Consider the following 15,138-nt stretch of genomic DNA (forward strand, 5'->3'; position numbering starts at 1 on the left):
CCCCCCGAACGAACAGGCACCAACCTCTTTTCACCGAACCGAACCTCTGCCATGATCGACGTAGGAGATGTAACCGTACGAATCGGCGAGGCCGTCCTGCTCGAGGACGTCACGACGAGCGTGCGGCCCGGGCGCGTAACGGTAGTCATCGGGCCAAACGGAGCGGGCAAGACCACGCTGCTCCGGACCGCCAGCGGGACGCAGGTCCCCTCCGCCGGTCGCGTTCGCATGGATAACCGGGCGCTGACTGCCTTTACCGCTCACGAACAGGCACTCCGCCGGGCCGTTCTGCCGCAGAAGGTATCCCTTCCGTTCTCGTTTTCGGTCATCGACGTTGTCCTGATGGGACGCACGCCGCACGTCCGCGGAGCAACCGAGTCGGAGTCCGATCTCGAGATCGCCTTCGCCGCGCTCGACCGGGTGGCGATGACCGACTTTGCCGACCGCGATTACGCTACGCTTTCCGGGGGCGAGCAGCAGCGGGTTCACCTTGCCCGGGCCCTCGCGCAGGTATGGGACCCGCCTGACGACGGTCATCGGTACCTCCTGCTCGACGAGCCGACCGCGAGCCTCGACCTCGCCCACCAGCACGGCGTACTCTCAATCGCGGTGGCCCTTGCCGCAGAAGGTGCCGGGGTCCTGGCCGTGCTCCACGACCTCAACCTGGCGGCCCAGTACGCCGACCACGTCGTCGTCATGCGAAAGGGGTCTATTGCCGCGCAGGGCCCACCGGACGACGTCCTGACGCCGCCGCTCATCCGAGACATCTTCGACGTGTCCGTCCTCGTGCAGCCCCACCCCTGCCACGACTGCCCGCTCGTCGTTCCTTACGCCGGAACAGACATCCCCAAGGTCCCAGAACACCGAGCGGCATGACCGTCATTCCCATACAGCCTTATACGTTCATGCGTTGATGCGTCTGTCCGTTAATGTAATGCGCTCACACGTTGACACGTTGACACGTTCACACGTTCATACACTCACACCTTCACACTCTCACACATTCCCCTCATGCCTTCGACCTCCGACGTTCATGCTTCCAACGACCTGCGCACCCGGTGGCGCGAGTACCGGCAGGAGAACCCGAACACGTATGCCCGCAACGCCGCCGCCGATCTCGGTGTGAGTGAAGTCGAGCTTCTGGCCACCGGATGCGGGGACCACGTGACACGCCTCCGCGGCTCATGGCGCGCCCTTCTGGGCGAGCTTGAAACCCTCGGCCCGGTCATGGCGCTCACCCGCAACGATGCAGCCGTCCACGAGAAAACGGGACTCTACCAGAATACGAACTTTCCCGAGGACAGCCACGTCGGCCTCGTCTTGGACGACGATATCGACCTCCGCCTCTTCCTTAATCACTGGCACTACGGGTTCGCCGTCGAGCAAGAGACGAAGGCCGGTACGCGCCATGCGCTCCAGTTCTTCGACGCCGCCGGGACCGCCGTCCACAAGGTGTACCTCACGCGCAAGAGCGACCGCGAGGCGTACGACGGGCTTGTGCAGAAATACCGGCACGACGACCAGTCGCCCGAGCAGACGGTCTCGGCAGAATCGGATGCGGACAGCGACGAGGCCTCGACGGTCTCGAAGACGGACGCGGAGAACTTCCTTGAGGCGTGGGCAGAGCTCGAAGACACGCACGACTTCTTCCCGCTCCTGCGCGATTACGACATCGGTCGAACGGAGGCGCTCGGATTGGCTGAAGGACGCTTCACGACGCCCGTGCCGGCGGAAGCGCTACGGTTCACGCTTCAGGCGGCTCGCGACGGCGAGGTGCCGATCATGGTCTTTGTCGGCAACAAAGGGTGCCTGCAGATCCACAGCGGACCGGTGAAAAAGCTGAAGGAGACCGGCCCGTGGTACAATGTACTGGATCCGGGCTTCAACCTGCACCTGAACGAGACGATGATCGACCGGGCGTGGGTCGTCGAGAAGCCAACCAGCGACGGCACGGTGACATCTCTTGAGCTCTACGATGCCGACGGCTGGCCGATCGCAAGGTTCTTCGGGAAGCGGAAGCCCGGGATTCCCGAGCGGGAAGACTGGCGCGCCATCCTGGACGACCTCCGGGCATAGCGTCGCTGCCTCCTGTTCAGCGTACCGCGGTCCCGATGATGTGCGGCGCCACGACGGGGAGGCCGCTATCGAACCGCTCAACGTTGACCTCGGCAAATCCGGCCTGATCGAGCGCCGTCCCGGTATCTCGGTCGGGCCGGCAGCCGTCGGCCAGGGGCTGCCAGAGGGGACGGATCCCGGACTGCAGCCAGCGTAGCCATCGACCCGGTTCCGCGGCGACGTGCTCGATGAAGTAGAGCCGCCCACCCGGGCGAAGGATGCGCCGAACCTCGGCGAGCGTCTCGTCGAGATGGGGCACGGAGCACAGCACGAGCGTACTGATCACCGCGTCGACGCTCGCATCCGGCAGGCCGGTATCCTGCGCCGGGTTGGTCCGAAGTTCCGCGTCGATCTCTCGCCCTTGCAGTTTAGGGCGCAGCAGATCGTGCATGTGACGATTCGGCTCGAGACCGATCCACCGGATGTGATCAGGGAGATACGGCAGGTTGACGCCGGTCCCGGGCCCGATTTCTACGACCGTGCCCTCCAGGTCGGCAAAGAGCTGCCGCTTCCGGTCGCCGTAGAGACGGTGCTGCGTCTCGTCGCCGAGCGCCAGGCTGTGCGCGAAAAGCTTCTTATAAAGCGACACGAGGAGGACAAACGTTTAAGGTTCGCGATTCCATGTGCAGAGCGTACGCATCCATCGCCAACGTGTATCCCTCCCGACCCTGCACACATACAGACCGACATCACTCGACCCCTTACGTACCCGAGGCTGCGTACGTGGCGTCGACCTCGATGTCGGGAATGGCGGTCGCCGCGCCGGCCGAGCACGTCCAGATCGGCGGCTGGAAGCGATCGCCGTGCTGATGCGCGAGGTAGGTCTTGAAGGCCTCCAGTTCGTGCCGCTGCAGATCCAGCACTTTGGCGATGCGGCGGATGCTGAGGTACTGCACGTCCTCATCGTTTACGGAGGACGAGTAGGCCAGGAGTTCGCGCTCGAGGTCTTCCATCGGAAGATTGCCGTCGGATCGCGCAGAGGCAGACTCTTGGAGGCGTTCTCGGGAACGCCGCTCGAACTCCAGTTCCGACGTTCGGCCGAAGTCATTCAGGACGGTCTCGCACGCCTGAATAGAGGTGGCTCCGCCGAAGGCTTCGGCGATCTCATTCCGTCGATACACGTCCTCGTGCGTGAACGACCGTACGGTGCGGCTTTCGTCCGACAGTTCAACGCGGAGACCGGAGCTCCGGATCTCCGCAATCCCCCGGTGCCCCAGCGCTGCTGCCGTAGTCAACCCCGACACCTCCGACGGCAGCCACCGGAACGCCGACGCGAATCGTGCGGCCGTGTCCGGCGTAATGACGTCCGTCTCCACCGTGTCATTGTCCGCGATCAGGTCGCGATGGACATCCTCCACGTCCTCTGGCGACAGCTCCCCGTCGAGCCCGATCCCCGAAACCACCACGCGGACATCTGCATCCAGGTCGTGCGTGCCGGCGAGCGCAAGGCCGTCCGCGAGCGGGCTCCGCAACATCTCCTCGTGCCCGCGTGCGAGGATGTCGCCGCCCACATCCACGACGAGCACCTTCTCGAAGCCAAGGCGACGCTGCAGTTCGGTGATCTGCGTTCGCACCCGCTCGGGGCCGCGCGTCACATCCATGAGGTAGTAGGCCACGCCGAACGACTCGGCGAGCCGCGGGACGAAGGTCGTCCGATCCCCGCGCAGGCGGCTGGAGGGCGTGATGCGATGGTTGTGCTCGCCGACCGCCTCGATCGCTTCAAAGTCTTCCGGCGCGCGAGGGCCGGGCTCAGGGTCGAACAGAGTTCGCTCCCAGACGAGCGTCGCAAACGCCGTCCGCTTCGGATCCAGTCCCAGCGTGTCGGCAATCATGAGGGCAGCGAGCGCGTCTCCACCGCCACCGCCGGCAAAAATGAGTGTGTCTTTGACGTGGTCCACAGCGTGCTAGGACATTTGAAGAAAACGTGGACACACCGAATCGTTAGCGGTCGATCGGGTTGCAGGGAAAGAGGCCCTGCGTGCGACGGACTCGATACGTTCTCGACAGGTAACATGTGCGTTCAATCCTGATCACGTTATGCACATTTTGAAGAGCGTCCTGCACGTTTTCTGCAGCGAAACGGACGTCCGCCTCGGAGCCGTACATGGCAATCTGCCAGTCGTACAATGACGCGTTGCAGCCTTTCCTGCGGAAGGGGATACAACCTGCTGCACCGTCGCTGCTTATCGGGACGAATCCCCAATCCGGAACGACGGCAGGTGCAGCGTCCACTTCAGAGCGGCGAGGCGGAGGAGCGTGACGGCGACGATGGTGGCGCTCGCCGCTCCCCAGGCGCCGAGGCCGAGGCTCTGGAGGCCGAGGTACAGCGCTCCCCCACCCAACGCGGCGGTGGCGTAGATCTCCCGGCGGAGAATCAACGGCGTCTCGTCGCACAAAACGTCGCGGATCATGCCGCCTACCGTTGCCGTGATGCCGGCCATCAGTACAACGATGGCGGGCCCGGCTCCGTGATCCAGGGCGACGCGTGCACCGACCACGGCAAACACGGCCAGCCCGAATGCGTCCGCGTACAGGAGCGCGCTGTCGGGCGGACGGACGTATCGGGTGTAAAAGAAGGTGACCAGCGCCGCGCCTACGATGACGACCAGGTACAGCCCGTCATCGATCCAGAAGACCGGGTGCCGGTCGAGGAGAAGGTCGCGCGTCGTTCCCCCTCCCACGGCGGTGACGGCAGCGATGACAACGACGCCGAACACGTCCATGTGCCGACGACCAGCGGCGAGCGCCCCTGATATGGCAAATACGATCGTTCCAAACAGGTCCAGCGCGTACAGCACGTCTCCGGGCGAGGCCGTCACGGCCTCCGCGACCTGGGCGACCTGTGCCCAGGATTCGCCGTGCAACCAGATAAGGTCCGTCATCCAGATTCTTCCTCCTTCATGCGGAGGTTCATTTCAAACATTTCGCGTCGACCCGAGAAGTACGCACCGTCGTACCGGGCGAGTACGCGGTCACTCGGCGGCGTGCCGTAAACGATGCCGACCGCGATACCGGTCACGGCCATCGCCAGGCCGATGACCCCGTAGGCCAGCCCGGAGTCGGTCAGCCAGCCAGGCAACCAGAACAATAGCTCCGATTTTTCCAGGAAGAAAAACAGGAATGTGCCCACCGTTCCGAGGATAATCGCGAGATAGGCGGAAAGGGTCGTCGTTTTTTTCGAGAACACACTGAACACAGCCACTGCAGTGGTCGCTGAAAGAAGGGCACTCGACAGAAAGTACATGTCGAACAGGCCGGGAAACTCGAAGGCCCAAAGCAACGCGAGACCGATGAATCCGGCTGTCACGCCCCTGCCCACGTTCAGGCGCGTGGTCCCGCTGACGTCGTAGCGCTCAAATACGAGCGGCTCCAGGACATCCTTCGTGAGGTTCATGGCGCACACGTTGACGTAGGTGTCGACCGAGGAGAGCGCCATCCCCATGAGCGCAACGATGAGCGCGCCGGCGACGAGCGGGTTTGCGAAGAGCTCGGTGATCATAGACGAGAAAATGAAGTAGCCGTAGCTCCCGACAGCATCCGGTACCTCTCCGCCGACCGGGGGAAAGATGACGAGAGCGGCAACGGCGATCAGCGTCGGCATGAGCACGACGATAATGACGTTGAACCCGACGTTCCACCACATGCCCGTGGCGGCCTCCTTCTCGTCGGTGGTGGCCATGATTCGCTGCCACGCGCCCTGCAGCGTGATGAACCCGGGTGTATAGATGACGACGGCGGCGATCATGTACGAGAGGCCCGGTGAGTCCCAGTCCCAGAAGTGATCGGCGTACATCGGCGGCGTCTCGTTGATGGTCGGCACGATGGCGGCGAGGCTGCCGGCGCGGCGGACCGCTTCCTGGATGCCGAACCCGGTGAGCGCGGCCAGCATGACGGCGGCGCAGCCAAACTGTATGAGGTCCGTGCGGAGGACCGACCGGAATCCGCCGAGCGTGACGTAGGTGCCGAACGTGCAGCTGACGATGACAGCCATCGTGATGACCTCGACCTCCAGGGGACGCGACAGTACGGCGCTCAGAACGTAGATCTCGGCGGCCAGCCATGTCAGGTAGGCAAAACTCTGCACGGGGCCGAGGAGCGTCTGCGTGAGGCGGTCGAACCGGAAACGCAGGATTTCAGGAATCGATACGCCGGGAAACCTCCGGAAGAGCGTGGGGACGAAGAGCAGCCCGACGGTGCACAGGATCCACGGGACGGTAAATAGCCAGATGGCCCCGGCGCCGTAGGTGTACCAGAGGTACATCTGCCACGTCATCCAGCCCAGAAGGAGCCACCCGGCCGCGAGGGACGCAGCCGTCCACCAGCCCGGAACGTCGCCCTCGCCGATCCAGAAGTCGAAGGCGCGCTCATCGCGATCGTCCACCGACCGCAGGCCGAAAAACTGGTAGGCGCCGATCCCGACCATACTCCCGAGAAAGAGGATGGCGAAGACCCAGTAGATGGTGGTGTCGGACATGACAGCGGGCTCGTAGGGCGGAGGGCGTACGAGAGCGTATCCTGTACGCCGTTGCCCGTCAAACGCCGACGCGGATCCTCACCGGATTGGTACGCACGCGAAGAAGTACGCACGCGAAGAACCGGGTAGGCACCGCCCGCGGATGGTGTATCCGCTCACGGAGCACCGGCAACCGCCTCAGGCGCCTCGGGAGCGTCATCGCCGCGGGGATCCGGGACGCGGCACGTGACTCGCACGCGGGTCCCCTCCCCGTCCGAGTTCACATCGACGACGCCGTTCATGTCCTCGGCGCAGTGCGAGACCAGGGCCTGCCCGAACCCGGTCCCTTCCGCCACCCCGCCGGCCCAGGGCGAGGACAGCCCGGGGCCGTTGTCCGCCACTTCCAGTACCACCTCCTGCCTGCCACGCGTGTACGGACGTGCCGACAGGGACACGCGAAGGGCGTCTGTTTGGCCATCTCCCTGAAACGCGTACTTGCATGCGTTCGTTATCAACTCATTGACGATGAGCACGCAGTTCTTCAGCGTCCGCGCATCAGTGTAGACGGGATCGAGGTCAAGGTCGCGCTCGATGTCGGCTTCCCGGAAGCTGCGCAGGATCTGGTCCGTTAGCAGTTCGATGTGGTCGTGAAGCGGGAGGCCGCCTTCTTCGTCCCGGCGGCTTCCCAGGGCCGAGTGAACGGTGCTCACCGCCATGACCATGCTCTGGCTCTGCGCCAGCACCGAGCGGTTGTGTTCGTCCGTGCTCTCCTGCTGCGCCATGTCCAGGTAATTCAGGATGACGTTCAAGTTGTTACCCACGCGGTGGCTCATCTCCCGGTACAGCATGTCGATTCGTCCCGCGAGCTCGCGTTCCCGCCGTCGGAGCCAGGACGGCACGGTAAGGCTGAGTGCAAACACGACGACGATCCCCGCCATGAAGTAGGCCAGCACGAACAGGCTGTGCACGGGATCCTGCTGGATGACGGCGAGCGGCCGGTCTTCCAGATGAAGCGCCATGTAGACGATGCGAACGGGTGCAACGACGATCGTGAGGACGGCCGCCGCGGTCAGCAGCCCGCCCGGCAGGGTCCGTCGGAAGGATGAGGTCGTGCCGGCCAGCGTAAAGATCATGGCCACGGCGAGACAAGCGGTCGACGTCATCAGGCGAATCCCGAACTCCGGACGGCCGGTCAACGACGAAAGGACGAACACCGCCGTGGTGACCGCAAAGACGCCCCCGGAAATCCATCCCCACACGCCGATCGGGCGATCCTGGAATCGATGCAGACCAAGAGCGACGCCATTTGCTCCGGCATGAACCAGGGTATTCGCGACAGCCAGCGAGATGAAGTCGATCGTGTGGTCCTGAAGCAGAACCAGCACGCTCCCCAGCGCCATGGAGGCGGCGGCGACGGACCACCAGCCGAGGCCGGAGACCTGCTCCCGGTGTCGCCACCAGAACATGCCGATGAGCGCCGTCGCCATCCACATCGTCATGGACAGGCTGAACATCAGCGTGCCAATGTCAAGATCTACAACCGCATTCATCGTCGGGCCTCCCGAACAACCAAGAAGAGGACGAAGCCGATCGCCGCTGCTTCGCCAGCATCGCACAATACAGTACCTGCCAGCATTTCCGCAAGGAAATGGGACACCGACATAATCGGCCCCCTCTCTTGATAATACGGTTTATCGGCCAAACAGGTCTGTAAACATGTCTGAGGGCCTCTTCCGGGAAAACGTCCGTCCTGCATCACAGAAAGATCATCCAATCCCCGCCCCCTCAGAACATCGTTACGAAGCAACTGGCGACGGCTTACGTTTTCACTTCCGTACACGTCGTATTGTGATGTACGCAGCACGGCAGAATCATCGAAGGACGGATAGACGGCCGTGCCTGATGCGCGACCCACTCGACGCTCCTCTTCTACACCGACCCTGTATCTGCTATGAAGACTCTTTCGTTCGCGGACAACGACGAGATGCCGATCTTCGGCCTCGGAACCTGGAAATCCGCCCCCGGGGAGGTCTACGAGGCGGTCAAGGTCGCGCTGGAGGCCGGCTACCGGCACGTGGACTGCGCACCTATCTATGGGAACGAGCCGGAAGTCGGGCGCGCGCTCTCTGAATCCGTCGCGAGTGGAGTGGTCGACGCGGATGACGTGTGGGTGACCTCTAAGCTGTGGAACGACTCCCACCGTCCGGAGGATGTCCGTCCGGCGCTGGAAGAGACGCTAACCGATCTGCAGTTGGATTCGATCGACCTCTACCTGATGCACTGGCCGGTCGCGCTGAAGCCCGGCACCGACATTCCGCAGGGGCCGGAGGACTTCCTGAGCACGGACGACGTCCCGCTACACGAGACATGGGCGGCGATGGAAGAACTCGTTGGCGCCGGCCTGGCCAAGCACATCGGCGTGTCGAACTTCAACATTCAGAAGCTCCAGTCGCTCGTGGAGACGGCGGATCATACGCCGGAGATGAATCAGATCGAATTGCATCCGTACCTGCAGCAGACGGAGATGCTCGATTTCGCGCGAAATAACAACATCCATTTGACCGCCTACTCGCCGCTCGGCTCGAAGGACCGCCCCGACGGAATGAAGGCGGAGGACGAGCCGATTCTGCTGGACGACCCGGTGATCGCAGAGATTGCCGACGACCGCAACGCCACAGCCGCGCAGGTCCTGATCAGCTGGGCGATGCATCGCGGCACGGCCGTCATCCCGAAATCGGTGAATGAGGGCCGGATCAAGGAAAACCTGGCCAGCACGCAGGTCGAACTGACAGATGAAGACATGGAACGCATCGCGGGTCTCGGCCGCGGGCGCCGCTACGTGGATGGATCCTTCTTCGCCATGGAAGGAAGTCCCTACAGCATGCAGGACCTGTGGGGATAGAGCAGGGCGAAGGTTAAACCTCGACGTTCAACGCGGATGCTCCCATCGCCTGGATTGCTCCGGGCGGTGGGTTTTTTGAAAGGCGCAGACGTCTGGGGGCAGTTGTTGAGGTCTGACGGTGGCATTCTGCACCGCGCTGAACATTGAACGCTGAACGATGAACCCTGAACCCTAAACGAAACCCCACCCAATTCACTCGAAGCAGACGGTCCGGGTGCACCTTTTCCGGTCGCAGGGACGTAAATGACTCTGTTGCCGCGAACTGGGTCGTCCGACTCGTTTGGAGCCGGTCGTCCCGAAGACGATGATGAGGCTTGTACCTGCAGGACGAAGACGCGGAGCGTTTCGATTGTGTGGAGCGCGAATCCCGATGCTCGCCCCGCCTTCTTTCTGCACGACTTTCCTCTGCATGTCTACGTCTTTTGCTTCCCTGGGCCTCAACTCCCATCTCATCGCGACGGTCAACGAACTCGGATACGATACGCCGACGCCCATCCAGGCCGCGCTCATCCCCTCGCTTCTCGCCGGACGCGACGTCGTCGGTCAGGCGCAGACCGGCACCGGCAAAACCGCTGCCTTCACGCTCCCAATGCTCCACCACCTCGGGGGCGGCACCGGTACCATCCGCGGACTCGTCCTCTGCCCCACCCGCGAGCTCGCCGTTCAGGTTGCGAAATCCGCCAAGTCCTATGGCTCAAACGTCGGCATGAGTGTTCTCGCCGTTTACGGCGGACAGTCATACCGCAAGCAGATCGGCCGAATCAAGCAGGGGGTGGACGTCGTCGTCGGCACGCCGGGACGACTTCTTGACCTGATCAACAAGGGGCTGATCGACTTGAGCGGCGTCGAGGTCGCCGTGCTGGACGAAGCCGACGAGATGCTCAGCATGGGCTTCATCGACGACATTGAGGCGATTCTGTCCGCGACGCCGAACCATCGGCAAACGGCCTTCTTCTCCGCCACCATGTCGCGCAGCTTCGAGCGGCTGGCGTCGAAGCACCTCGACAATCCCGAGACCTGCCGCCTGAAGGCGAAGAACCGGACCGCCGAAAACATCGAGCAGCGGGCCTACTTCGTTTCGAAGCGGAATCGGCTCGACGCCCTCGTACGGCTCCTGCAGACCGAGGCAATCGACAGCGCCATCGTTTTCGCCCGGACCCGGGCCGACACGTTTCGCCTTGCCGATCAGCTTCAAGCGCAGGGCCACGACGCCGGCGCCCTGAACGGCGAGATGGAGCAGTACGAACGACGGAAGATGCTCAACCGCTTCCGCAACGGTCAGATCAATGTGCTCGTCGGCACCAATGTCGCAGCGCGCGGGCTCGACATCGACCACATCTCACACGTCTTCAACTACGAACTGCCGACGGACCCGGAGGTGTATGTCCATCGGGTCGGGCGGACGGGCCGTGCCGGGAAATCCGGGACCGCCATCTCGCTCGTTCCCAACAATCGCCGTAAGCGCCTGCGCAAGATCGAGCGATACACGAAGCGCGACATCGCAACCCACCAGCTCCCAACGGAAGCCGATGTTCAGGCCCATCGGGACGCGCAGGTTCGCGCGGAGATTGGCGAGTGGGTGGACGCCGACGACTGGAGTCGGGAGAAAGCAATTGTCCACGAACTGATGAACGAGGGACGGAATCCCGTCGACATCGCCGCCGCAGCGCTCAAAGCTGCTCGCTCGCGCTCCCATGCAGAGTCGGAGGAGGCGTCCGCGGAGCGCGTCCGCGACTCCCACGAGGATGGCATGGTCCGACTAAAGCTCAATACCGGCCGAAAGAACGGCACGCGACCGGGACAGGTCGTCGGCAGCATCGCCGGAGGCTCCGGCATTCCCGGTGGATCGATCGGCAAAATCGACATTCAGGGTGGCCACACGATGATCGACGTCCCCGCGCAGTACGTCGACCAGGTCCTTGCGAAGAGCGGCCTCTACAAAATCGGCAACCGCCGCGTTCGCGTGGAATAGCGACGCGACGCATTGTGTAGTAGCCTCGCCCTGTTCCGGCCTCTACCCGGAGCAGGGCGTTTTTCGTTTCTCTGTCCTCCGGGGTGTGTTCGTCCCCTCGAACGTCCACCCTCGTCGTGTGAGAAGGTGCCGGACGGCGCTATTACGATGTGCGTCGATAGGACAGGGATGCCCGGTTGAGGGAAATGGCCCGCTCCGGGTCGTCGGCCATCTCCTCGAGAATCCGAATGGCGGTCCGCACCTCTTCATCCGTGGCGTATCGGTAGAACGGCCGGCGGATCGACGCACTCCACAAGCCGCCGGCGGCTGCGTCAAACGCGATCCGCTTGAAGCAGTGGTCATCCGAGACGGGGTACCGGTGGTCTTCGGTCGCCCGAGACGGGAGAACCGTTTCCGCCAGCCGGTTCATTTCGTCGATGAGACGCCGGCGCTGATGAAATCGCTCGTTCATGGTCGCTGTGAGCTCCAAGGGGACGGGCGCACGAATCAGGCGTAGTCGCGAGCGTCCAAGACGTCGCCGCTTGCTGATCCGGTGATGCTGTCGACGTACGCTTTCGCGACGACCGCGGCACGCACGCCGTCGGACGGATCTTCCCCCATTTCCTCCAGCGTCTCGCTCACCCAGGGCGGGCTCACGACATTGACGCGCACCCCATCCGGCGTATCCAGTGCAGCGGCGCGGACGAACCCCTCCAGGCCGGCGTTGACCATGCTGATGGCGGCACTGCCCGGCATCGGCTGCTGACTCAGAATGCCGCTCACCAGCGTGAATGACGCTTTCCGGGGATTGCCCAAGTGGGGAAGACCGTAGCGGACAAGGTTCACCTGCCCCATCAGCTTGCTTTGAATGCTGAGGCCGAAGTCGTCCTCGCTCAACTCGTCCAGCGGGTTGAAGGCCGCATTCCCGGCCGCGCACGCCACCGCGTCGAAGGCCCCCGCCTCCTCGTACATGTCGCGAATCGACTCGGGGCTTTCCATGTCCATGCGAATGTCCCCGCTCGTTCGCCCGACCCGGACCACATCATGGTCGCCCGCCAGTGCGTCATGCACCGCCGAGCCAATGGTCCCACTCGCGCCAATCAGTAAGATGGTCATTTTTTTCGTTGGATCGTTTTTGCGTTGGATCGTTATCGCGTTGGATCGTTTTTGCGTTGGATCGTTGGTGCGTTGGATCGTTATCGCGTTGGATCGTTATCGCGTTGGATCGTTGGTGCGTTGGGGATGTGGAATTGGGGGTTTTGGATTGCGAATAGCCAAACGCTAACCTCGGAACCTTGAACCAAAATACTGACCCCGAAAAAGCCCTGCTGTACGAATCACATCAGGCGGAGTCCCTACGGTTTCGGCACCTGCCGCCGGGGCCGCCGGGACCGTACAACGCATCAAGTCTCCTTTCCCACTTTCCCCCTTTCGCGCTTTCCCCCCTTCCCCCTCTCTCCCATTCTCCCCCTCACCCCCCATCTTCCAAGATCGTGAGTGAGGCGTACTTCAGGTTGAGCGTCTTCGTCCCGCGCTTATCGAACGTCACCGTGGCTACGTGCTGCTTCTCGTCCTGTTCGACGTGATCCACGACGCCGCTCCCGAGCTTTGCGTGTCGGACGCGCTGCCCGGGCCGGATCGCGTTCGCGTCCTCCTCCGTCGGCTGGGGGGATGACGTCGACGACGCCTGTTTCGATCGAAGGCTCGTCCGGTAATCTTCGGCATCCTCCGTCTGGGGTCGATACGTCGGAATCGACCCGACGTTGCTCCAGAAGCGGGACCGCGACGTCGGCTCTTCGCGCCGTCCGCTGCCGCGACTTTGCGACCACGAAAGCACGGTGGTCGATGTCCCGCGAGAGATGGCCACCGCGAGCCGTCGTCGCTCCTCCGCCAGCAGGGACTCGCGCCGCACGGCATGGCCCGCCGGCAATTCTCCTTCCTCCAGCCCGACGACAAACACCACCGGAACAGTCGTGTCCCGGGCAGCTCGGATCGTGGCCACCCGGATACCGGTCGGCTGCCCCGGTGCGTAGCCCAGAGCCACACGGTCAAGAAATGCGCGCAGTGCCTCGATGTCACCTGCATCCGGGAGGGTCTGCAGAAAACGCTCGATCTGCTCCTCCCGCTCGATCTGTTCCCGGGTCCGTCCCCGTGTGACCGGCGTCAGTAGCTCCGTCTCGGCAAGCACGGCCCGGGCCGTCTCTTCCGCCGAAGCGCGGCGGGCCTCCCCGATCAGCGGCTCGACGAGATCGCGAAACCGGCCGAGGACGCGTCGCGCCCGGCTGGTCAAGGCCCCATCGGATCGGGCCCGTTCGATCGCGTCCCAGGCCGACAGGTTATTCTCGGCCGCGTACGCACGAATCCGCTCCTTCGTTTTTCGACCGATGCCGCGAGACGGCCGGTTGATGACACGAAACAGGTGGGCGTTGTCATTCGGATTTAGCAGAACGACGAGATACGATAGAATATCGAGAATAGCCGCCTGCCCATGCCACGGCGACGCGAGCACATCGACCGGAAGATCGTTCCCGCGCAGCGTCGCGGCACATTCGTCGCGAAGGGACTCCGTCGGCGCGAGTACAGCCACGTCGCCGGGGGCGTACTCCTCGCGGTCGATGACCTCCCGGATCGCCTGGGCCACGCGCTCCCGCTCGGCCGTTGCAGACGGAGCGGTAAACATCTGTATCGCGTCTGCCTTCCCGTCGCCCTTCCCCGTATCACGGCCGGCCGCGTCGGTCAGCACGCGCTCTGCCGCCTCCAGGATGGGCGTGCGACTCTTCTTTCGAGCCAGGTCGACCTCGTGCGCTGTGGGCCAGTCAGTCATCCATTCCTCCACCGCCGAGGGGTCTGCGCCGAGCGATGCCATCACGGATGCATCCGGGTTCATGGCGACCGTGACCGAATCGGCCTCCAGCATCCGGAGAAAGCCCACCTCAACGGGCGACAGGTTCTCGGCGTCGTCAATGAGCAGATGGCGTACCCGCACCGGCCGTCGCTTATTCTCCTCCATCGCGTCTGTCGCGCGGCGCAACAGGCCCGGCGGATCGAGCGTCCGGGTTCGGTCCATCGACGCGCAGTACATTTCCATCACTTCCGTCACTTCGTCGTCCGTGAGAGGAAAAGACGACGGGACCGGGGGATGGCTCCCGCGGGCCCGCCGCTGCCGGATTTCTCGCCAGACATCGTACGGGCGGTCGCTGAGGTCGCGATAGCCGAGGTCCGACAGAATTCGACGTACGCGGGACCGGTCGGTGTCCGAATCCGAGAGCGTCCAGTCTTCCGACGCATCGAGAGCCCGGAGAACCTGCGTGGCGAGTTCGTGGACCGTACGGACCTCGATGCCGCCACCTGCGTCCGTCGCTCCGACCATCGAGCGAAGCCGGACCGCCCCGACCGCCGTGTTGGTAATCATGTAGACAGCGTCCTCCGCGTCAGCGCAACGGGCGTGGCGAAGCGTCCGGGCGATGAGCGCCGTCGTTTTTCCCGATCGAAGCCCCCCGCGCAGGATCACGGCGCCAGCATCCGACGTGATTGCCGCCCGCTGCCCGTCGGTCCAAACGGCGGGATCCAGCCATGGGGGTCGGTCCGGCAGGGGTCGGTCCGGCATACGAACGTTCGGGGCGTCGTCTACAGGGGAAAAGAGTCGCGAAGGGATCGCATTCGCGCCAGGAGGCGGTGTTCCTGGGTCCTCGCACCTGAAAAAATCTAGACAGATCC

At 63.6% G+C, this 15,138-nt stretch carries 12 protein-coding genes; 4 read left to right on the forward strand and 8 right to left on the reverse strand.

Translation table 11 applies throughout. The annotated features are described in order from the left end of the window. Positions 1 to 51: 51 nt before the first annotated feature. A complete protein-coding gene (locus ACFCU0_RS08680; protein WP_434973270.1) occupies positions 52 to 876 on the forward strand; it encodes a heme ABC transporter ATP-binding protein in 825 nt (274 codons plus the stop codon). 135 nt (positions 877 to 1,011) lie between these two features. Next, positions 1,012 to 2,076 (forward strand): hemin-degrading factor, encoded by a 1,065-nt coding sequence (locus ACFCU0_RS08685; RefSeq protein WP_434973271.1) that lies wholly within the window; start codon positions 1,012 to 1,014, stop codon positions 2,074 to 2,076. 16 nt (positions 2,077 to 2,092) lie between these two features. Here ACFCU0_RS08685 and ACFCU0_RS08690 read toward each other — a convergent pair whose 3' ends face one another. From ACFCU0_RS08690 to ACFCU0_RS08710, 5 genes are all read right to left on the reverse strand, one after another. Further along, entirely contained in the window at positions 2,093 to 2,704 is a 612-nt protein-coding gene (locus tag ACFCU0_RS08690) for a class I SAM-dependent methyltransferase (protein WP_434973272.1), read from the reverse strand. A gap of 112 nt (positions 2,705 to 2,816) precedes the next feature. After that, entirely contained in the window at positions 2,817 to 4,013 is a 1,197-nt protein-coding gene (locus ACFCU0_RS08695; protein ID WP_434973273.1) for a DUF1152 domain-containing protein, read from the reverse strand. Between the two features lie 285 nt (positions 4,014 to 4,298). Beyond that, the gene (locus ACFCU0_RS08700; protein WP_434973274.1) at positions 4,299 to 4,997 is read right to left on the reverse strand and encodes a trimeric intracellular cation channel family protein; all 699 of its coding nucleotides are present in this window, start codon (positions 4,995 to 4,997) and stop codon (positions 4,299 to 4,301) included. Next, positions 4,994 to 6,589 carry a sodium:solute symporter family protein gene (locus ACFCU0_RS08705; protein WP_434973275.1) on the reverse strand — a complete coding sequence of 532 codons (1,596 nt, stop codon included), beginning with the start codon at positions 6,587 to 6,589 and terminating at the stop codon, positions 4,994 to 4,996. The genes ACFCU0_RS08700 and ACFCU0_RS08705 overlap by 4 nt, the downstream gene beginning before the upstream one ends. 155 nt (positions 6,590 to 6,744) lie before the next feature. Continuing rightward, positions 6,745 to 8,118, reverse strand: coding sequence for a sensor histidine kinase (locus ACFCU0_RS08710; RefSeq protein ID WP_434973276.1), 1,374 nt, complete (start codon positions 8,116 to 8,118; stop codon positions 6,745 to 6,747). Between the two features lie 401 nt (positions 8,119 to 8,519). On the opposite strand from ACFCU0_RS08710, the gene ACFCU0_RS08715 reads away from it, so the two are divergent. Further along, positions 8,520 to 9,470, forward strand: a complete 951-nt coding sequence (locus ACFCU0_RS08715) for an aldo/keto reductase (RefSeq protein ID WP_434973277.1) — start codon at positions 8,520 to 8,522, stop codon at positions 9,468 to 9,470. A 409-nt stretch (positions 9,471 to 9,879) separates the two neighbouring features. After that, positions 9,880 to 11,442 (forward strand): DEAD/DEAH box helicase, encoded by a 1,563-nt coding sequence (locus ACFCU0_RS08720; protein WP_434973278.1) that lies wholly within the window; start codon positions 9,880 to 9,882, stop codon positions 11,440 to 11,442. Between the two features lie 142 nt (positions 11,443 to 11,584). Here the strand turns inward: ACFCU0_RS08720 and ACFCU0_RS08725 are convergent, their stop codons facing one another. The 3 genes from ACFCU0_RS08725 to ACFCU0_RS08735 form a co-directional block, all read right to left on the reverse strand. Further along, positions 11,585 to 11,893, reverse strand: coding sequence for a hypothetical protein (locus ACFCU0_RS08725; protein WP_434973279.1), 309 nt, complete (start codon positions 11,891 to 11,893; stop codon positions 11,585 to 11,587). Positions 11,894 to 11,928: 35 nt separating this feature from the next. Next, positions 11,929 to 12,537, reverse strand: coding sequence for a short chain dehydrogenase (locus ACFCU0_RS08730; RefSeq protein ID WP_434973280.1), 609 nt, complete (start codon positions 12,535 to 12,537; stop codon positions 11,929 to 11,931). A gap of 355 nt (positions 12,538 to 12,892) precedes the next feature. After that, a complete protein-coding gene (locus ACFCU0_RS08735; protein ID WP_434973281.1) occupies positions 12,893 to 15,028 on the reverse strand; it encodes a 3'-5' exonuclease in 2,136 nt (711 codons plus the stop codon). Positions 15,029 to 15,138: the final 110 nt, after the last annotated feature.

The sequence above is a fragment of the Longibacter sp. genome, assembly GCF_051155795.1.
GTDB lineage: Bacteria > Bacteroidota > Rhodothermia > Rhodothermales > Salinibacteraceae > Longibacter.